At 68.6% G+C, this 18,701-nt stretch carries 19 protein-coding genes and 1 tRNA gene; 9 read left to right on the top strand and 11 right to left on the bottom strand.

Features of this window, described 5'->3' with window-relative positions; all coding sequences use genetic code 11:
- Positions 1-10: 10 nt before the first annotated feature.
- Positions 11-1,462 (bottom strand): alpha,alpha-trehalose-phosphate synthase (UDP-forming), encoded by a 1,452-nt coding sequence (locus E1181_RS25145; protein WP_132678434.1) that lies wholly within the window; start codon positions 1,460-1,462, stop codon positions 11-13.
- A 153-nt stretch (positions 1,463-1,615) separates the two neighbouring features.
- Positions 1,616-3,064 (bottom strand): threonine/serine exporter family protein, encoded by a 1,449-nt coding sequence (locus E1181_RS25150; RefSeq protein WP_132678436.1) that lies wholly within the window; start codon positions 3,062-3,064, stop codon positions 1,616-1,618.
- A 200-nt stretch (positions 3,065-3,264) separates the two neighbouring features.
- On the opposite strand from E1181_RS25150, the gene E1181_RS25155 reads away from it, so the two are divergent.
- From E1181_RS25155 to thpD, 8 genes are all read left to right on the top strand, one after another.
- Positions 3,265-3,337 (top strand) — tRNA-Thr (locus tag E1181_RS25155).
- Between the two features lie 242 nt (positions 3,338-3,579).
- Positions 3,580-4,035, top strand: a complete 456-nt coding sequence (locus tag E1181_RS25160) for a GNAT family N-acetyltransferase (protein WP_132678438.1) — start codon at positions 3,580-3,582, stop codon at positions 4,033-4,035.
- Between the two features lie 162 nt (positions 4,036-4,197).
- Positions 4,198-4,674 (top strand): DUF2127 domain-containing protein, encoded by a 477-nt coding sequence (locus E1181_RS25165; RefSeq protein ID WP_235877029.1) that lies wholly within the window; start codon positions 4,198-4,200, stop codon positions 4,672-4,674.
- Positions 4,675-4,857: 183 nt separating this feature from the next.
- On the top strand, positions 4,858-5,595 hold the full coding sequence (locus tag E1181_RS25170) for a S1 family peptidase (protein WP_132678440.1): 738 nt from the start codon (positions 4,858-4,860) through the stop codon (positions 5,593-5,595).
- Between the two features lie 431 nt (positions 5,596-6,026).
- Positions 6,027-6,506, top strand: a complete 480-nt coding sequence (ectA, locus tag E1181_RS25175) for a diaminobutyrate acetyltransferase (RefSeq protein WP_132678442.1) — start codon at positions 6,027-6,029, stop codon at positions 6,504-6,506.
- A gap of 69 nt (positions 6,507-6,575) precedes the next feature.
- Entirely contained in the window at positions 6,576-7,823 is a 1,248-nt protein-coding gene (gene ectB / locus E1181_RS25180) for a diaminobutyrate--2-oxoglutarate transaminase (protein WP_132678444.1), read from the top strand.
- Positions 7,824-7,970: 147 nt separating this feature from the next.
- Positions 7,971-8,372, top strand: coding sequence for an ectoine synthase (locus tag E1181_RS25185; protein WP_132678446.1), 402 nt, complete (start codon positions 7,971-7,973; stop codon positions 8,370-8,372).
- 206 nt (positions 8,373-8,578) lie between these two features.
- A complete protein-coding gene (gene thpD, locus E1181_RS25190; RefSeq protein WP_132678448.1) occupies positions 8,579-9,478 on the top strand; it encodes an ectoine hydroxylase in 900 nt (299 codons plus the stop codon).
- Positions 9,479-9,629: 151 nt separating this feature from the next.
- Here the strand turns inward: thpD and E1181_RS25195 are convergent, their stop codons facing one another.
- The 9 genes from E1181_RS25195 to E1181_RS25235 all read right to left on the bottom strand — a co-directional run bounded on the left by E1181_RS25195 (position 9,630) and on the right by E1181_RS25235 (position 17,732).
- Positions 9,630-10,910, bottom strand: a complete 1,281-nt coding sequence (locus E1181_RS25195; protein ID WP_207922305.1) for an alginate O-acetyltransferase AlgX-related protein — start codon at positions 10,908-10,910, stop codon at positions 9,630-9,632.
- A gap of 4 nt (positions 10,911-10,914) precedes the next feature.
- The gene (locus tag E1181_RS25200; RefSeq protein ID WP_132678450.1) at positions 10,915-12,351 is read right to left on the bottom strand and encodes an MBOAT family O-acyltransferase; all 1,437 of its coding nucleotides are present in this window, start codon (positions 12,349-12,351) and stop codon (positions 10,915-10,917) included.
- A 107-nt stretch (positions 12,352-12,458) separates the two neighbouring features.
- Positions 12,459-13,415: a 23S rRNA (guanosine(2251)-2'-O)-methyltransferase RlmB gene (rlmB, locus tag E1181_RS25205; protein WP_132678452.1), complete on the bottom strand. Its 957-nt coding sequence runs from the start codon at positions 13,413-13,415 to the stop codon at positions 12,459-12,461.
- 3 nt (positions 13,416-13,418) lie between these two features.
- Complete coding sequence (gene cysS / locus E1181_RS25210) at positions 13,419-14,807, bottom strand: cysteine--tRNA ligase (protein ID WP_132678453.1); 1,389 nt, start codon at positions 14,805-14,807, stop codon at positions 13,419-13,421.
- An 82-nt stretch (positions 14,808-14,889) separates the two neighbouring features.
- The gene (locus E1181_RS25215; protein ID WP_132678455.1) at positions 14,890-15,570 is read right to left on the bottom strand and encodes an HAD family hydrolase; all 681 of its coding nucleotides are present in this window, start codon (positions 15,568-15,570) and stop codon (positions 14,890-14,892) included.
- Between the two features lie 149 nt (positions 15,571-15,719).
- Positions 15,720-15,956 (bottom strand): hypothetical protein, encoded by a 237-nt coding sequence (locus E1181_RS25220; RefSeq protein WP_132678456.1) that lies wholly within the window; start codon positions 15,954-15,956, stop codon positions 15,720-15,722.
- 101 nt (positions 15,957-16,057) lie between these two features.
- A complete protein-coding gene (ispF, locus tag E1181_RS25225) occupies positions 16,058-16,534 on the bottom strand; it encodes a 2-C-methyl-D-erythritol 2,4-cyclodiphosphate synthase (protein ID WP_207922306.1) in 477 nt (158 codons plus the stop codon).
- Positions 16,531-17,223, bottom strand: coding sequence for a 2-C-methyl-D-erythritol 4-phosphate cytidylyltransferase (gene ispD / locus E1181_RS25230; RefSeq protein ID WP_132678458.1), 693 nt, complete (start codon positions 17,221-17,223; stop codon positions 16,531-16,533). The genes ispF and ispD overlap by 4 nt, the downstream gene beginning before the upstream one ends.
- A 20-nt stretch (positions 17,224-17,243) precedes the next feature.
- Entirely contained in the window at positions 17,244-17,732 is a 489-nt protein-coding gene (locus tag E1181_RS25235; RefSeq protein WP_132623361.1) for a CarD family transcriptional regulator, read from the bottom strand.
- A gap of 300 nt (positions 17,733-18,032) precedes the next feature.
- Between E1181_RS25235 and E1181_RS25240 the strand changes: the two genes are divergently transcribed.
- Complete coding sequence (locus tag E1181_RS25240) at positions 18,033-18,614, top strand: copper chaperone PCu(A)C (protein WP_235877030.1); 582 nt, start codon at positions 18,033-18,035, stop codon at positions 18,612-18,614.
- Positions 18,615-18,701: the final 87 nt, after the last annotated feature.

Raw genomic sequence — 18,701 nt, forward strand, 5'->3', positions numbered from 1 at the left:
TTACCGCCAGCTACTCCACGAGGGGTGCGCCCAACGCTTCGAGGAACGACCGCGCCCAGCGGTCGACGTCGTGCGTGAGCACTTGCCTACGCAGAGCGCGCATCCTACGGCGGCCCTCCGCCTCGTCGATCTCCAGGGCGGCGAGCAGCGCGTCCTTCACGCCGTCCAGGTTGTGGGGGTTCACCAGGAAAGCGCTGGTGAGTTCCGCGGCGGCTCCGGCGAACTCGCTGAGGACCAGTGCGCCAGCCAGGTCGTAGCGGCAGGCGACGTACTCCTTGCAGACGAGGTTCATCCCATCGCGAACCGGGGTGACGACCATGACGTCGGCGGCGGCGTAGAGCGCGACGAGGTCCTTCTTGTTCACCGACGTGTGCAAATAATGCACGGCCGGGTGACCAACCCGCCCGAAGAGACCGTTGATCCGGCCGACCTGACCTTCGATGTCCTCGCGCATCTGCTTGTAGTGCTCGACGCGTTCCCGGCTGGGCGTGGCGACCTGGATCATCGTCACGTCCTCGGCCTTGATGTGACCCTCGGCGAGCAGCTCGTGCATCGCGTGCAGCCGCACGTCGATGCCCTTGGTGTAGTCGAGCCGGTCCACGCCGAGCATGATCTTGCGCGGATTGCCCAGATCGGCGCGCAGCTTCTTGACGCGCTGCTGGACGTCCTTGCTGCGCGCCAGCTTGTCCAGCTCGGTGGAGGCGATGGAGATCGGGAACGCGCCGACCCGGACGGTCCGGTCACCGACCTGCACGACACCGGGCCGGTTGCGCACGCCGACCTGGCCGCGGCTGGGCTCGAAGCCGGCGAGCCTGCGGGCCAGCCAGAGGAAGTTCTGCGCACCGCCGGGCCGGTGGAACCCGACCAGGTCGGCGCCGAGCAGGCCGCGCACGATCTCGGTCCGCCACGGCAGCTGCATGAACAGCTCCACCGGCGGGAACGGGATGTGCAGGAAGAAGCCGATCCGCAGGTCGGGCCGGAGCTCGCGCAGCATCGCGGGCACCAGCTGGAGCTGGTAGTCCTGCACCCACACGGTGGCGCCTTCGGCGCTGACCTCGGCGGCGGCTTCGGCGAAGCGGCGGTTCACCCGCTGGTAAGCGTGCCACCAGGAGCGGTCGAAGACCGGTGGCACGACCACGTCGTGGTACAGCGGCCACAGCGTGGCGTTGGAGAACCCCTCGTAGTACTCGGCGAACTCCTGGGCCGACAGGCGGACCGGGTACAGCTGCATCTCGTCGTCGTCGAAGGGCTCGACGTCGACGTCGGCGACACCCGGCCAGCCGACCCAGGCTCCGCGACGCGCGCGCAGGAACGGCTCCAGCGCAGTGACCAGCCCACCCGGGCTGTGCTTCCAGCGCTCGGTGCCGTCCTCCAGCTTCTCCAGGTCGACGGGAAGCCGGTTGGCGACCACGACGAAGTCCGCCCGGTTGGAACTCCTGTTGGGCCCGTCGCCCTCGCTCACCGGAAACCCTCCTGCCGTGTGTCCACCTGGAGTTGTGAGGCTACTTAACACGCACCGCCGCCGCGTGCTTCGTGTGGACCAAACACACCCGCGTGTTTCGGTCCGGATGGGGCCTTAACTTCGTTGCCGTTGCGGAACGCGGCAAGTCGGCGTTCAGTCCAGGCGCCGTCTGCTGGGGCGCAGCGGTCCGGACAACCTCGGTCCGGAGATCCGCCGCTCCAGCCGGCCCAGCCTGCTGCGCACCGGCTGCGCCAGGTACTCACCGAGCACCACGCCCGCACCCAGTGCGAGTCCGGTGGCCACCGCCAGCATCAGCGTCGTCACACCGGCCGGACTGCGGAGCACCGACAGCTCGAACAGGCCCCGGTAGGTCGCCAGGCCGGGCAGCAGCGGCGACACGGCGGAGACCGCGACGACGAGCGCCGGGATCTCCAGCCGACGGGCGACGATGCCGCCCGCGAAACCGACGACGGTGGTGGCCACGGCGCCGGCCAGCACCGGGTTGAGCTCCACGCCGCCCTCCACGATCAGCGTCGCGTGCACCCCGGCCGCCACACCACCCGCGATGCCCGCGATCAGCAGCGGGCGCGGCGGCGCGTAGCTGGCCAGCGCGAAGCACGCCGAGGTGGAGGCACCGGCGAGGACCTGCACCGACAGCTGGAGCACCGGCGTTCCCACCTGCGCTCTGCCCAGCGACTGGGCGTCCAGCCCGGCCACGTTGTCGCCGCCTATGCGCAGGCCCACGTACAGCGCCAGGACCACGCCCGCGATCAGCCCGGCGGTCATCATCGCCAGTTCGGCCATCCGGCCCGCCGCCGTGACGTTGTAGCCGGTGATGGCGTCCTGCATGGAACCGACGACGGTCATGCCGGACAGCAGGACGATGATGCTCGCGGCGATCGCCAGCGGCGGGTTGTGCAGCACCCCGGCGGCGAAGGCACCCAGCGCGAGGCTGGTGGCGATCACGCCGCCGACGGCTTGCTGGAAGAAGAACGGCAGGGCGCGCCTGTTGAGCAACCGCCCGATGCGGTCGACCAGCGCGGTGGTGCCCGCGGCGACCAGCGGCAGGAACGGGTCCTCGCCGCCGCCGAGCAGCACGGCCAGCGACGCGGCCATGCCCGCCCAGGCCAGGGTCGCGACCCAGCGCGGGAACGGGTGCGAGGCGGTGGTGATCCGGTCCAGCTCGGCGTAGGCGTCGCTGGCGCTGATCTCGCCCGCGGTGATCCGCCGCAGCAGCTTCTCGACGTCGGCGAGCCGGGTGTAGTCGATGGAGCGGTTGCGGACCACGCGCAGCGAGGTGATCGGCGGCTGCTCGGTTCCCCGGTAGCAGGAGACGGTGATCGACGTGTAGATCACGTCGACCTCGCAGTGCGGCAGACCGTAGGCGCTGACCACGCCGATGATGGTCGCGGTGACGTCGGAGGCACCGGCACCGCTGGCCATCTGCACCTCACCGATGCGCAGGCCGAGGTCCAGGACCAGGTGGACGGTTGATTCGTCGGGCAGCGAGGGCCCGAAGACGACGTTGCGAGAGCCCGGGACGATCGTCTGCTCGGGGTCGCGCCGCCGCAGCACACCACGCGCGCGCTGCGTGATTCCCACCGCGGTCTTTCCTTCCTGCCGCGCCCCGCGAGCGGAGCGCCGCCGTGGCTGATCTTCCCCTCGGGCATCGCCTGTCATGAGCGGACCGTTGCACTCGGCATCTGTGGCTTCCATCACCTGGTCGTCGAGGCAAGCGCGGCCGCTTCCCAGCCCGGGTGCCGCGGCGCTTACGATGTTCGCGCACACATCGTTCGTGCGTCGCCGCTGTAGCTCAGCTGGTAGAGCGCCCGCCTTGTAAGCGGATGGTCAGGGGTTCGAGTCCCCTCAGCGGCTCCGAGCGTACCTGACCAGGCCTTTTAACTGACCGGGTACGGCTGTGTCCGTTCCGCCACAGCCATCGGGGTGAAATGTGGTCCCGAGACCAGCGAAAATGTAACGTCCCGCCTCCAACCTGCGATTACGACCCACTTTTTCGGCGGGTCGAAGATCACTTCAACAGGTGCGCTGGACATCGGACGACCTCGCCCTATACCGTCCCAGCGGATGTCGATCGTGAATTCTGGTGGGGTTTGCTGGTGCGCATTATCGTTGACGATCTGACAGGTCCGGAGATCGAGGCTTTCCTGCACGGCCATCTCAGCGAGATGCGGGCGATCTCCCCTCCCGAGAGCACGCACGCGCTGGAGCTCAGCTCCCTGCGCCGACCTGGGGTGACGTTCTGGTCGGCACGCGAGGGGAACGCCGTTCTGGGCTGCGCGGCGATCAAGGAAATCGATCTTGAGCACGCCGAGGTCAAATCAATGCGAACCGACCCCGGGCACAAGAATCGCGGAATCGCGTCACAACTGCTGAAGCACATCATCGGCGAATCGAAACTCATGGGCTACACCCGACTGAGCCTCGAAACGGGTTCCGCGGAATTCTTCGAGCCGGCGCGCAAGCTCTACCTCAAACACGGCTTCGCCTACTGCGAGCCGTTCGCCGAATACCGCAAGGACCCCAACAGCGTCTTCATGACCAAGGTCCTCTGACCCGCCGGCGGGCAGCTCCCCGGGCGCGATCGTCACCAGTGGACGGTCCTGGTCCGAACCGACCGGACGAAGCGGACACGACACGGGTCGGTTCGAGCCGGCACCGCCCGGCCCCTCCCCGCTCCGCGCGTCCACGTCGGCGATGCGGCGCATCATGGGAGCGTGGGCGCTGAGGTGACGATGACCGATCGGCTGTTCCGCGCGGCCGTGTGGCTCAAGGGGCTGGACGCCGTGAGCCAGCTGGCAGGCGGCGTGCTGCTGATCTTCTTCCCGCCGCACGCGCTGACCCGGATCGCGCACGGCGTGGTCACCCGCGACCTCCTCGGCCCGCCGACCGGTCCGCTCGCCGGGCACTTCGAGGAGGCGGTCCGCCACTTCTCCGGTGGCGCCCGCACCTTCGTGATCGGCTACCTGCTGGTGCACGGCCTGATCAAGCTCGTCCTGGTCATCGCGCTGCTCCGCAAGGCCGTCCGCTGGTACCCGGCCGCGATCACCGCGCTCGGGCTGTTCGTGCTCTTCGAGCTGGTCCGCGGCGTGCAGACGCACTCGTGGGTGCTGCCGGTGCTGACCGTGCTGGACATCGTCATCATCGTGCTGGTGATCAAGGAGTACCGGGAGCTGCGCCGAAACCCCGCCTGACGGAACGATCTCCGCGACCCCCGGACACCGGCCGAGTCCGAATTCCGTTGGGAAATACGTGGAATTGCCGTGCGGTGATTTCCCAGTAATTGGCGAGTTGTGCTCAAGCAATGGACAGCATCACTCGGTCGAGTGAAGGTCGATTTCGGTCCTCGCCCATTCCGCGAACCGAAGGAGACCAACGTGTCGCTCGTCCGCAATCTCGCCGGACTCGCCGGTGCCGTGATCGCCGGCGGCCTGCTGGCGGTCCCCGCCCAGGCAGCAGATACCACTCCGCAGGACGTCCAGCCTTACATCATCGATGGCCGCGAGGTGGACAGCGCGCCTTGGGCGGCTCGCCTGTTCGTCAACGACCAGGAGACCTGCACCGCGTCCATCATCGCCCCCGAGTGGGTCCTCACCGCTCAGCACTGCGTCGCCGACGCGGCCGACGGCAACGGCCTGAGCTTCAACATCGGTGACGTCGACCAGACCAAGGGCGAGCACGCCAACGCCATCCCGGGCGAGGTGCACATCCACGACACCGCCGACGTCGCGCTGGTCAAGATCGACCACGCGGTGCAGACCGAGTACGCCCCGCTGGGCGACGCCGGCACCGTCAACCCAGGCGACACGGTCCAGACCTACGGCTGGGGCGCGACCTGCACCGACAAGCCGGAGATCGAGTGCCAGGCGCCGATCCTGAAGGTCGCCGACGTCAACGTGACCGGCGTCAACGGTGACTGCACCGACTACCGCGGCGGCCAGGCCATCTGCGCCTCGCGCGGTGACGGCATCCCGGCCGGTGGCGACTCCGGCGGCCCGATGTTCGCAGGTGACAAGCAGGTCGGCGTGGCCTCCACGAGCGACCGCGCGACCTCGACCGCCTACGTCAACATCACCGAGTACCGCGACTGGATCTCGTCGCTGGCCGGAGTCTGATCGACCTCTCCCCACGGGGGCCCGGACGCAGGCACGGGTTCCCGCACGCGGGCGCACTCGCCCGGGACGTGCCGGTCCCGGAGAGTGCGCCCGCTGCCATTTCCACCGGATCCGGGTATTCGCAACACCGGAAGATTTCCTGCCCAACGATGATCAATCACTCTCGAATTCAACGTTTCCGCAGGTCAGAGCATGCCGGAAATTGTCCTGCAAATCCCCGAAGATGAGGGCTAGCACCGGCCGAGACGACGGATCAACGTTTGTGTAGTGCTTCTCACGTGTAAAATTGCGAATCGCCTGGTAGATGCCGGAAGAAAGGCGCCAGAACCTGACTCAACACGGATGTTCTGTTAAGTTGGCAAAACATGACCGGCGATAAACCGAGCCATAAACACGAAGATCGAAATGGCGGAAGCGGTTCAGCCGGACGGTTGGAGATCGACGCTCCGGTCGTCGCGGACGGCCCTGAGCTCTACCGGATCACACGCGATTCGGCAGTGCTCGATGTGAACTCGTCCTACGCATATTTGCTGTGGTGCCGGGACTTCTCGCAGACCTCCGCGGTGGCGCGTGTCGACGGTGCGGTCGTGGGCTTCGTGACCGGATTCATCCGGCCCGACGCCCCGGACACCATCGTGGTGTGGCAGATCGCCGTCGATGCCTCCCAGCGCGGGGGTGGCGTGGCAGGCAAGCTGCTGAACCACCTGCTCGACCGCGTGCAGGGGCGCGGTGTGCGGTTCCTGGAGACCACGATCACCCCGGACAACACCGCGTCGATCAAGCTATTCAGCGCACTGGCGCGCGACCGAGCCGCAGAGATCAACAGCAGCGAGTTGTTCACCGCTGACCTGTTCCCCGACTCGCATCTGGGGGAAGACCTGTACCGCATCGGGCCGCTCGACGCCGCCTGAGGAACACCCAATCTTGTTCGTCCCGCCAAGCGCCGGGCGCCCGCGCGCCGTCGGCCGAACGGAGGACCCGTGAACGACATCTTCGCCACCCTTGAATCGGAAGTCCGCAGCTACAGCCGAACGTGGCCGACCACGTTCGACCGCGCGGTCGGCAGCTACCTCTACGACGTGGACGGCACCGGCTACCTCGACTTCTTCGCAGGTGCCGGCGCGCTCAACTACGGCCACAACAACCCGGCCCTGAAGCAGAAGCTGCTCGACTACATCGCGCGTGACGGCGTGACCCACGGCCTCGACCAGGCCACCAAGGCCAAGGCCGAGTTCCTGGAGAGCTTCAACTCCAACGTGCTCCAGCCGCGCGGCCTCAACTACAAGGTCCAGTTCCCCGGCCCGACCGGCACCAACTCGGTCGAGTCGGCGCTGAAGCTGGCCCGCAAGATCACCGGCCGCGAGTCGATCATCAGCTTCACCAACGCCTTCCACGGCATGACGCTGGGCTCGCTGTCGGTCACCGGCAACTCCATGAAGCGCGGCGGCGCGGGCATCCCGCTGGTGCACGCCACCCCGATGCCCTACGACGACTACTTCGACGGCCAGGTGCCCGACTTCCTGTACTTCGAGCGCATGCTCGAGGACAGCGGTTCGGGCCTCAACGAGCCGGCGGCGGTCATCGTCGAGACGCTGCAGGGCGAGGGCGGCATCAACTCGTCCCGTCCCGAGTGGCTGCGCGGCCTCTACGACCTGTGCCAGAAGCACGGCATCCTGATGATCGTCGACGACGTGCAGATGGGCTGCGGCCGGACCGGTCCGTTCTTCTCCTTCGAGGAGGCCGGCATCCAGCCCGACATCGTCTGCCTGTCCAAGTCCATCGGCGGCTACGGCATGCCCCTGGCGGTGACGCTGATCAAGCCGGAGCACGACGTGTGGGAGCCGGGCGAGCACAACGGCACCTTCCGCGGCAACAACCCGGCCTTCGTGACCGCCAGCGAGGCGTTCCGGCTGTACTGGTCGGACGACGAGCTGGAGAAGTCCACGATCGCCAAGGGCGAGCGGGTCGGCCAGGTGCTGGAGGAGATCGCCGCCGAGCACGGTGGCGCGATCGCCAAGGGCCGCGGTCTCGCCCGCGGTCTGGGCTTCGAGGACACCAACGTGGCGGGCAAGGTCTCCAAGGCCGCGTTCGACCGGAAGCTCCTGATGGAGACCTCCGGCCCGTCCAGCGAGGTCCTGAAGATCATGCCGCCGCTGACCGTCTCCGACGAGGAGCTGGAGAAGGGCCTGGCGATCGTTCGCGACTCCGTCAAGTCCGTTCTCGCCTGATTCCGACGCTGATCGCACGGGGTCGGGAGGGTGAAAAGGCCGTCGATCGGCTTTCGCCTCTCCCGGCCCCGGCATGTCGTGCGGCAAGCTGCGTGTGGGCCAGTACCCGCGCAGTGCACCACTGAACAAAGATTCGCAGGAGGAAACGTGATCGTCCGGCACCTCTCGGATATCGAGGACACCGACGCCGACATCAAGACCGAGAACTGGCGCAGCAAGCGCATTCTCCTGGCCAAGGACAAGCTGGGCTTCTCGGTGCACGAGACCACGCTCTACGCCGGCACGGTGAACGACTTCTGGTACGCCAACCACATCGAGGCCGTCTTCATCACCGAGGGTGAGGGCGAAGTCGAGAACAAGGCGACCGGCGAGGTCCACCAGCTCAAGCCGGGCTCGATCTACGTGCTCAACGACGCGGACAAGCACCAGGTCCGCCCGAAGACGACCATGAAGACCGTGTGCGTGTTCAACCCGCCGGTCACCGGTCGTGAGGTCCACGACGAGAACGGGGTCTACCCGCTGATCGTCGAGGACGACGTCGCCAGCTGAGTTAAGCGACGCGCGCGGCGGGTACCCCGAGCACAGGGGGGACCCGCCGCGCTGTCTTTGACCACCAGGGTTTTCCCCACGCGTCGACGTGGGGGAACGCGGGCACTTGACGTGTGCCGCTTCTTACCGAGGAACCGAGAACGGCGGGCGGTGTCCACCAGGACATCGACCCGCTCCGGCGGGAATTCGCGAAGGAGGCGCAACCCATGACCCTCGCTGATCTGAGCACCACGGACCGCTACCCCACCCGGGGCTCCGATTCGACGCTGCTCGATCGGACCGATCCGACCGTCTGGTCCGGTGTCAGCACCGGCCCGGCCGCGCGAGACGAGTTGGCCGCTCACGACGCCAAGGGCTTCCACGTGGTGGAGGGACTGCTGTCCCCCGCCGAGGTGCAGGCGCACTGGCAGGAGTTGGAGAGGCTGATGCGCGATGAGAGGGTCCGCAACGACGAACGCACCGTCGTCGAACGTTCGTCGAACGAAGTCCGCTCCATCTTCGAAGTTCACGAGATCAGCGAACGGATCGGGGCGCTGGCTCGCGATCCGCGAGTGCTGGACCGCGCCCGGCAGATCCTGGGCTCGGACGTGTACGTGCACCAGAGTCGGATCAACTTCATGCCCGGCTACCGCGGTACGGGTTTCTACTGGCACTCGGACTTCGAGACGTGGCACGCCGAGGACGGCATGCCGGCCATGCGCGCGGTCAGCATCTCGATCGCGCTGACCGACAACTACCCGTTCAACGGCGGTCTGATGATCATGCCGGGCGCGCATCGCACGTTCGTGTCCTGCGCCGGTGAGACCCCGGAGGACAACTACAAGTCCTCGCTCAAGCAGCAGAAGGTCGGCGTCCCGACCGAGGACAACATCACCAAGCTGGCCTACGAGCACGGGATCGAGCAGTTCACCGGCCAGGCGGGCTCGGCCCTGTGGTTCGACTCCAACTGCATGCACGGCTCGGGCAACAACATCACGCCCTACCCGCGCTCGAACATCTTCATCGTGTTCAACAGCGTGGACAACGCCCTGGTCGAGCCCTTCGCGGCGAAGTCCCCACGACCGAACTACGTCGCCTCCAGGGACTTCACCCCCCTGAGGCGCTGATCTGGGCCCTGCCCGGAGCCTTCCCGCGAGGGCTCCGGGCGGGGAGCCGCGCGGCGATTCGAATCTCGCGCGAAATTCGAGGGCTGAACTTCGGGCTCGAATTTCGCGCGAAATTCGAATCCACCCGCGGGACCGCACCGTCGGAGCAGGCTCAGCGGACGGGGTGCGCGGCGAGGACTCCGCCGACCTCCGCTGCTGCTGCCGGGTCCAGGAGGGGGTACCTGCCTCCGGCGACGAAGCGCTCCGAGAGCTCGAAGGTGATCGTCTCGCCCTCCGCCAGGAAGGTCGCCGTGGCCTGGGCGTTCGTCGCGACGTTGTCCGGGTGCGTGATGGCGATGTCCGCGTAGGTCGCCGCGAGGTACGGGCTGGCGAACTGCGTGAACGAATCGCCCACCATGCGCACCGGTTCGGTGATCATGCCGGGTTTGGGCGAGGACTTCAGGTGCAGCGGCTGGTGGAAGTCGCTGGGCTTGAACTGCGTGTTGTCCGCTCCCCCGTCCGGCGCCAGCGAATAGGCCTGGATCGGCACGGTGCGGTCCTGGCCCAGCAGGTCCGGGATGTCGGCGCTGTGCGGGTACTGCCGCGACGGCGCCATCTTCCAGGTGCCGGTGATCCCCGGCGACAGCCGCTCCGCGAGCTGGTAGACCATCGTCGCGCCGCCCTCGTGGGTCCAGTGCGTGTCGATGTCGTGGTAGATCGGGCGCCCGTTGCGCTCGGCGGTCTGCCGCAGCGGGGCGCGCAGATCGATCGCCCCCGTCGCCTTCGGGACCTCGCGCCAGAACGCCTCCCGCTCGGCGGCGGAGCAGTCCTCGCCCGGGTAGCTCTCCGGCAGGTGCTCCGGGTACACAGTGGACTTGTCAGGGGCGATGACCAGCTGGAACTTCCGGCCCGAGGACTCCACGGCCTTGCGCCAGGCGCGCAGCCCGGCGATCACCTCCTCGGTCGACCGGGACGGGACGCAGCGGTAGGACACGTCGTGGCCCAGGTACAGCCAACCGTCCTTGCCCTCGATGACCGGCGGGAACACGCTCTCGTCGATCGGCGGCTTCGCGTCCACCTGCCCGGCGCCCACCGGCGAGCTGTGTGAACCGCCCGCCAGCGGAGCCGGTTCGCCGAACACCCCCCTGCTGATGCCGTTGACCGCCTGCACCGCGCCCTTGCGGAACGGCAGGTGATCGGTGGCCCACCCGTTCAGCCCGGTGAAGAACCCGAAACCCTCGGTGATGCTGGGGAACTCGGCCAGCGGCCGGTTCTCCAGCTGCTCCGGCCGCGCGCCGAACAACCAGCTGCTCAACGGGGCGCTGAAGAACGCCAGCGCGCAGATCAACGCCACCAGCTGACGCCTGCCGTGCCGAGGCCGGTGCAGCGGGTGCTCCCGCGGCAACCAAGCCTCGTGCACCGGCGGCAGCTCAGGAATCCTCACGTCGCTCACGCCCTCAGAACTGGTAGTACAGGAACGGGCTGAACGTGCCGGTGGCGACCAGCAGACCCGAGTAGCCCAGGCCCGCCGTGAGCACCGCCGCGCGCACCGCGTACGCCTCGCGGGTGCGGACGGCCTCCAGGAAGGGGCCGGTTCCCGAGCCCGCGGGCAGCAGCACCACGATCAGCGCGACCAGCAGGAAGAACAGGCGTTGGTGGGTCACTGACGCGGAGACGATGTCGGTCAGCCCCGCCAGGTCCGGCACCAGCATGTGCCCCAGCATCCCCAGCGCGCTGCCCAGGTCCGGCGCGCGGAAGAACACCCAGCCGACCACCACCAGCAGCATCGTCAACGCGCGCCGGCCCAGCCGGAAGCGCCAGTCCGAAGGTGCCGTCGACCAGCCGAAGCGGCGTTCCAGCACCAGCAGCGAACCGTGGAAGAGCCCCCACACCAGGTACGTCCACGCCGCGCCGTGCCAGAAACCGGTGAGCACGAAGATGATCGTCAGGTTCCGGTAGGTCTTCGCGGTGCCCAGCCGGTTGCCGCCGAGCGGGATGTAGACGTAGTCGCGGAACCAGCGCGACAGCGACATGTGCCAGCGCCGCCAGAACTCGGTGATCGTCACCGACGAGTAGGGCCGCGCGAAGTTCTCCGGCAGCCGGAACCCCAGCATCCGGCCCAGCCCGATCGCCATGTCCGAGTAGCCGGAGAAGTCGAAGTACAGCTGCATCGTGTAGCCGATCGCTCCCAGCCAGGCGATCGCGAACGTCATGTCGTGGGCGGGAGTCGCGAAGCAGGCGTCGACCATCGGCGCCAACGTGTCGGCGATGACGACCTTCTTCGTCAGGCCCCACGCGAAGCGCGGAAAACCGGCCGCGATGTCGTCGAGCCGGTGCGTGCGGCGCTGCGGGAGCTGATCGGCGATCTCCCGGTAGCGCACGATCGGACCCGCCACCAGCTGCGGGAACATCGCGATGTAGGTGATGAACGAGACCGGGTCGCGCAGCGCGGGCCGCTCGCCCCGGTAGATGTCCACCACGTAGGAGATGTGGTGGAACGTGTAGAACGAGATCCCGATCGGCAGCGCCAGCTGCAGCACCGGGTAGTCGCCGCCGAACCAGCGCGCCAGCACCGCCAGCTGCTCGGTGGCGAAGCCCGCGTACTTCCAGACCAGCAGGATCGTCAGGTTGAACGCGACCACGCCGACCAGCAGCCACCGGCGGCGTTCCCGCTGGCCCGGCCACTCGGCACCCGGTTCCAGGCGACGGCCGGCCAGGAAGTTCACCGCGATGCACGCCAGCAGCAGCAACGTCGTGCCGCCCGCGCCGCTGGCGTAGAACACGAGGCTGGCGACCGCGATGACGACGTTGCGCCCGCTTCGAGGTGCCACCAGCACGACCGCGAGCACGGCCGGCAGGAAGTACCACAGGAACAGCGGTGAAGCGAACGACATGAAGGGCCTCGGTTGCGGGAGGCCCACGCCTCCTCGGTCGGTTACCGGAGAAGGAGCCTAACCGAGGCCCGCACGCCGCATGCCCGGAATGGACCGGGCTCTCACCCTCACCTGATCCGGCGCCGCCTGGCCACCTCGGACAGCACCACACCGGCCGCGACCGAGGCGTTGAGCGACTCGACACCGGTGGACATCGGGATCGACACGGTCTGGTCGCAGGTCTCCCGCACCAGGCGGGACAGGCCCCGGCCCTCCGAACCGACGACGACCACCAGCGGACCGGTGGCCAGCTCCAGCTCGTCGGAGGTGATGTCGGAATCGGCGTCCAGGCCGATGACCATCAGCCCGGCTTCCTTGTAGTCCTTGAGCGTGCGCGTCAGGTTGACGGCCTTGGCGACCGGCAGCTTCGCCGCCGTGCCCGCGCTGGTCCGCCACGCCACCGCCGTGATGCCCGCGCTCCGGCGCTGGGGCACGACCACGCCGTGCGCTCCGAACGCCGCCGCCGAGCGGATCACCGCGCCCAGGTTGCGCGGGTCGGTGACCCCGTCCAGCGCCACGATCAGCGGCGGCAGACCGGTGTCGTGCGCGGCGGTCAGCACCTCGCCGGGGTGGGCGTACTCGAACGGCGGCACCTGCAGGGCCAAGCCCTGGTGCATCGCGTTGCTGGTCAGCCGGTCGAGCTCCACGCGCGGCACGTCGAGCACCGGGATGCCGCGGTTCTTGGCCTCCCGGACCGCCTCGGTGACGCGGTCGTCGACGTCGATGCCCTGCGCCACGTACAAGCCGGTGGCCGGGACGCCCGCGCGGATGCACTCCACGACCGGGTTTCGCCCGGCGACGAGTTCCGGCGCGTTCTCGGCCGACGCCTGGCGCTTCGCGCGCTGCTGGTCGGCCTTGGCGCGCTGGTCGGCGCGCTTCTTGGCCGGGTGCGTGACGCGCTCCTCGGCCTTCGGCGTCGGGCCCTTGCCCTTGAGACCGCGGCGTCGCTGCCCGCCGGAGCCGACGACCATGCCCTTCTTGTTGGTCTTGCGCACACCGCCGCGGCGCTTGTCATTGCCGGCCACGAGTTACCCGTCTTTCAATGTCCACGTCGGACCGTCGGGGGTGTCCTCGACGGCGATCCCGCCCTCCTGCAACCGGTCCCGCAGCAGGTCGGCGGTGGCGAAGTCGCGCTCCGCACGCGCCTTCTGGCGCTGTTCGAGCACCAACCGCACGACTTCGCCGAGCGCGTCGTACGCGGCGTTGCCGCCGTCCTCGGCCCACTGCGGCGACAGCGGGTCCAGGCCGAGCACGCCGGTCATCGCGCGCACCGCGGAGGCGGCGGCGCGGGCCGCCTCGTCGTCACCGCGGTCCAGCGCGGCGTTGCCCTCGCGGACCGCCGCGTGCACGGCGGCGGTGGCCTGCGGGGTGCCCAGGTCGTCGTCGAGGGCCTGGGCGAAGTCCTCGGAGACCTCGCTCGGCTCGACCGAACCGGTGCGGTCGACGACCTTGCGGACGAAGTTCTCGATCCGGCCGAACGCCGAAGCCGCCTCCTTCAGACCGGCTTCGGAGAACTCGATCGTCGACCGGTAGTGCGGCGTCACCAGGTAGTAGCGCAGCTCGACGGCGCGGGCGCGCTCCAGCACCGCCGGGATGGACAGCACGTTGCCGAGCGACTTCGACATCTTCTCGCCGCTCATGGTGACCCACGCGTTGTGCATCCAGTACTGCGCGAACCCGTCACCCGCCGCGTTGGACTGCGCCAGCTCGTTCTCGTGGTGCGGGAACACCAGGTCCAGGCCGCCGCCGTGGATGTCGAACTCGCCGCCCAGGTAGAAGGTGGCCATCGCCGAGCACTCCAGGTGCCAGCCCGGACGACCGTGACCCCACGGCGTCGGCCAGCTCGGCTCACCCGGCTTGGCGCCCTTCCACAGCGTGAAGTCGCGGGGGTCGCGCTTGCCGGAGGCCAGCGACTCGCCCTGCTGCACCTCGTCGAGGCGCTGCCCGGACAGCCGGCCGTACTCGTCGCCGTAGGAGGAGACGTCGAAGTAAACGTCACCGCCGGAGGCGTAGGCGTGACCCTTGTCGATCAGGCGCTGGATCAGGTCGATCATCTGCGTGACGTGCCCGGTGGCGCGCGGCAGCACCGACGGCGGCAGGCAGCCCAGCCGGTCGTAGGCCGACTCGAAAGCGCGCTCGTGCGTGGACGCCCACTCCCACCAGGGCCGACCGGCGTCGGCGGCCTTGGTGAGGATCTTGTCGTCGATGTCGGTGACGTTGCGCACCAGGCGCACGTCGTAGCCCGAGTGCTGCAACCAGCGCCGCAGCACGTCGAAGTTCAGCCCGCTGCGGACGTGACCGACGTGCGGAACGCCTTGCACGGTGGCACCACAGACATAGATCGACGCCACTCCGTCGCAGCGCGGGTGGAACTCGCGCGTCGTGCGGGTCGCTGTGTCATGTAGGTGCAGGCTCACGCCCCCGATGGTACGGGGAAGCACTTCGGGGCAATCACGACAGGCCGATTGTCGTCAACGGCGATCTGGAAGGTGGGACGCCTCAGCTCAGCAGATCTCCGACCGCCTCGATCAAGCCGGTCGGGCGCTCGGCGGTGGGAGCGGGGTCGACGATCGCGACCTCGCACCCGACACCGGCCGCACCGCCGTCGGCCTCCTCGCTGTCACCGACCATCAGCGCCTCCTCGGGAGCGACGCCGAGGCGCTCGCAGGCCCGCAGGAAGATCTTCGGGTCCGGCTTGATCACCTCTTCGAGGTAGGACAGCAGGAACTCGTCGACGTGCTTGCTGATGTCCAGCCGGTCGAAGGCCGGGCGGATGTCGAAGGCGATGTTGCTGATCACGCCGACCTTCACGCCCTGCTCGTGCAGCCGGCGCAGCACCTCGGCGGTGTCCGGGTACGGGGTCCACTGATCGGGGTCGATCAGCCGCGCGTAGAGACTCTCGGCCTGCGCGTCCGGGACTCCGGAGCTGCGCAGCACCTCGACGTAGACCTTGCGGTGCAGCACGGGGTCGAGGTCGCGGTTGTCCCAGGCTTCGATGAACTCGTCACCGAGCTCGGTGATCCGGCCGGTCGGAGCGGTCATCCGGCGCATGATCTCGGCCTGCGCGGAGAGGTCGAAGGGGCTGCCGTCGGCGTCGGTGAGGTCGGAGTACCAGGACGGGTTCTCCTCCAGGCGGAACAAGGTGCCGGAGAAGTCGAAGATCACCGCTCGCAGAGTCACACCAGCAACGGTATGCGGGTTCGGCGAAGCGGACATGAACATGCGGTCAACCTCACGACCAGGAGCGAGGAATTCCCCCGTTCGCCGCGTCCCGCTCCGGGAGCGGGCGGTTCCGGCCCGAACCGCCCGTGATCGACGTCCTGCTCAGGCTAGAGCTGCCCGCACTGGACGCGAGATTCCGCATTGTGGAAGTGGCGGCTCTGGTCGTTCTTCATCGGGAGGACTATGGCCGCAACGCTCGCCGAGGCGCTCAGCCACAGCAGCACGACCGCCAGCGCGAGGTCGAGCTCGTCGCCCAGCGACCAGAGCACGACCGACACCGGCCACATCACCGAGGGCTGCACAACGAGCAGCCGACGCACCCACCGGTTCCGCTCGATCAACATGGTTCGAGCATCGCGCGCCGGGACCCCGGATCAGAAGAGCGCCACCCCTGAGTTTTCCCGGACTCCAACTACCCGACACACCGGGGTACCTGCCCGTTGACTCAGCGGAAAACCAACGCCGTCGCGACCGCCGCGATGCCCTCGCCACGACCGGTCAGGCCCAGCCCGTCCGAGGTGGTGCCCGCGACCGACACCGGAGCTCCGACCGCCTTCGACAGCACCTGCTGCGCCTCCTCGCGACGCTTGCCGATGCGCGGGGCGTTGCCGATCACCTGAACCGCCGCGTTGCCGATCGCGTAGCCGGCGGCGTCGATCCGGGAGCGGACCTCCTCCAGCAGCTCCGCGCCGTGCGCCCCCGCCCAGCGGTCGTCGCCGGTCCCGAACACCGCGCCCAGGTCGCCCAGGCCCGACGCCGACAGCAGCGCGTCGCACAGCGCGTGCGAGGCCACGTCGCCGTCGGAGTGCCCGGCGCAGCCGTCCACGCCCGGCCACTGCAGCCCGGCGATCCAGCACTCGCGCCCGGCCTCGACCGGATGCGCGTCGACACCCTGCCCGACGAACGGCAGACGATCAGTCACTTGGGGGAACTCTCCTCGGTGGCCAGCACGGCCTCGGCGACCGCCAGGTCGAAAGCGGTCGTGATCTTCAGGGCGTCGGGATGTCCGTCGACGGTGCGCACCTTGCCGCCGACGCGCTCGACCAGCCCGGCGTCGTCGGTGGCGATGTCGCCCGCGGCGGCGTAGGCCTGCCGCAGCACGTCGATGTTGAAGCCCTGAGGGGTTTGCACCGCACGCAGCGGTGCGCGGTCGACGGTCTCCACGACCGTTCCCGACTCGTCGACCTTCTTGATCGTGTCCGTCACGGGGAGTACCGGGATCACGGCGGGCGCACCGGCCTCCACCGCTGACACGACATCGCGGATCATGGTCGCCGGGGTGAAGCACCGCGCGGCGTCGTGCACCAGCACGACCCGGGCATCCGGAGCCACCTCGGCGACAGCGCTCAGCGCCAGGCGCACCGAGTCGGTTCGCTCGGCGCCGCCTGGCACCACATGCGCGTTCGGCAGCGTGGCGAGCTCGGCCGCCACGACCTCGACCTGGTCGGGCGGCGAAGCCACCACGACGTGCTGCACGCAGCCCGAGTCCAGCAGGCCCCGGACCGCGCGCAGCAGTAAAGACTCACCCTTCACCGGAACCAGCGCCTTGGGCGTGCCCAGCCCCAAGCGCACCCCGCGACCAGCTGCGGGGACCAGCGCGACAACGCTCACGCTTCAGCCGTTTCCGATGATCAAACCGCGGCGGCGAGGACTTCGTCCAGCAGTGTTTCCGCCTTGCCTTCGTCAGTGCCCTCCGCCAGCGCCAATTCGCTGACCAGGATCTGACGGGCTTTCGCCAGCATTCGCTTCTCGCCTGCGGACAGGCCACGATCCTTCTCGCGTCGCCAGAGGTCGCGCACCACTTCGGCCACCTTGTTCACATCGCCGGAGGCGAGTTTCTCGAGGTTGGCCTTGTACCGACGAGACCAGTTCGTGGGCTCCTCGGTGTGCGGGGCCCGCAACACGTCGAAGACTCGATCCAGACCCTCTTGACCGACGACGTCCCGAACACCGACGATCTCGGCGTTGTCAGCGGGAACGCGCACCGTCAGGTCGCCCTGCGCGACCTTGAGGACGAGGTACTGCTTCTCCTCGCCCTTGATCACGCGAGTCTCGATTGCTTCGATGAGCGCGGCACCGTGGTGCGGGTAGACGACGGTCTCTCCGACCTTGAAAACCATGTGTCCTCTGCCCCTTTCGCTACCCCCACTTTAACACGTAGGGCAACTGGGCCTCGACCACCTCACCATCCGTAATTGCAGGTCAGAGCATGGACGGGACTTGACAAGACCCGCTCCGACGTGCAAGGCAGCCCTCTTCGGCCCTGTGAAACCATCCACTATGGACCGTCCGGACGGGTGGTCTCCCGGGCCTGTCGGAGCCCCGCGATACGTAGTTCGGCAAGCCCCTGCACGACCCCCCCGGGGGTGGGGATTAAGCTCCACGTGGTTGTCCGGCAATCAGGAAGGGACGCTGCAACCGTGAGCCGCCCTCAGCACCTCAAGGCCGTCCGCCTGCGGTTGATCCCGGCCGCACTCGGACTCGGCGCCGTCGTCGCCCTCGCTGGCTGCAGTGCCGGTCAGATCACCGAGACCGACACGCAGGTCGCCGCAGTCAACGGCGGCAGCGGTGACGCGAAGCAGGTCGCCGTCCGCAACGCCACGCTCTCCTTCCCGACCGAGGGCGCGTTCTACCGCGCCGGCTCGTCGGCGCCGCTGGAGCTCGTCCTGAGCAACGAAGGCCCGAACGACAAGCTCGTGCAGGTCACGAGCCCGTACGCGGCATCGGCGCAGGTCAGCGGCATCAGCGACCTTCCGAGCCGCACCGCTCTGCACGCGACCGGGTCGTCGGCGCAGCCGACGAGCGCCGGCCAGCGCACGGTGCAGATCACGCTGAACGGGCTCAAGCAGGACATCACGCCCGGCGTGACCATCCCGGTGACGTTCGTGTTCGCTCAGGCCGGTCAGGTCACCGTGCAGGTGCCGATCGGCGAGGACCACAACCCGCGCCCGGAGCACGGCAGCCCCGCCCCCGGAGGCCACCAGGCCGGCGGCGGTCACTGACCCGAGAACCTCACCTGAAGCCCGGGAGCGCCACGAGCGCCCCGGGCTTCAGCGCGTTCACACCCCGTCCCACCCCCACACCACCCG

Source organism: Saccharopolyspora terrae (genome assembly GCF_004348435.1).
Taxonomy (GTDB): Bacteria; Actinomycetota; Actinomycetes; order Mycobacteriales; family Pseudonocardiaceae; genus Saccharopolyspora; species Saccharopolyspora endophytica.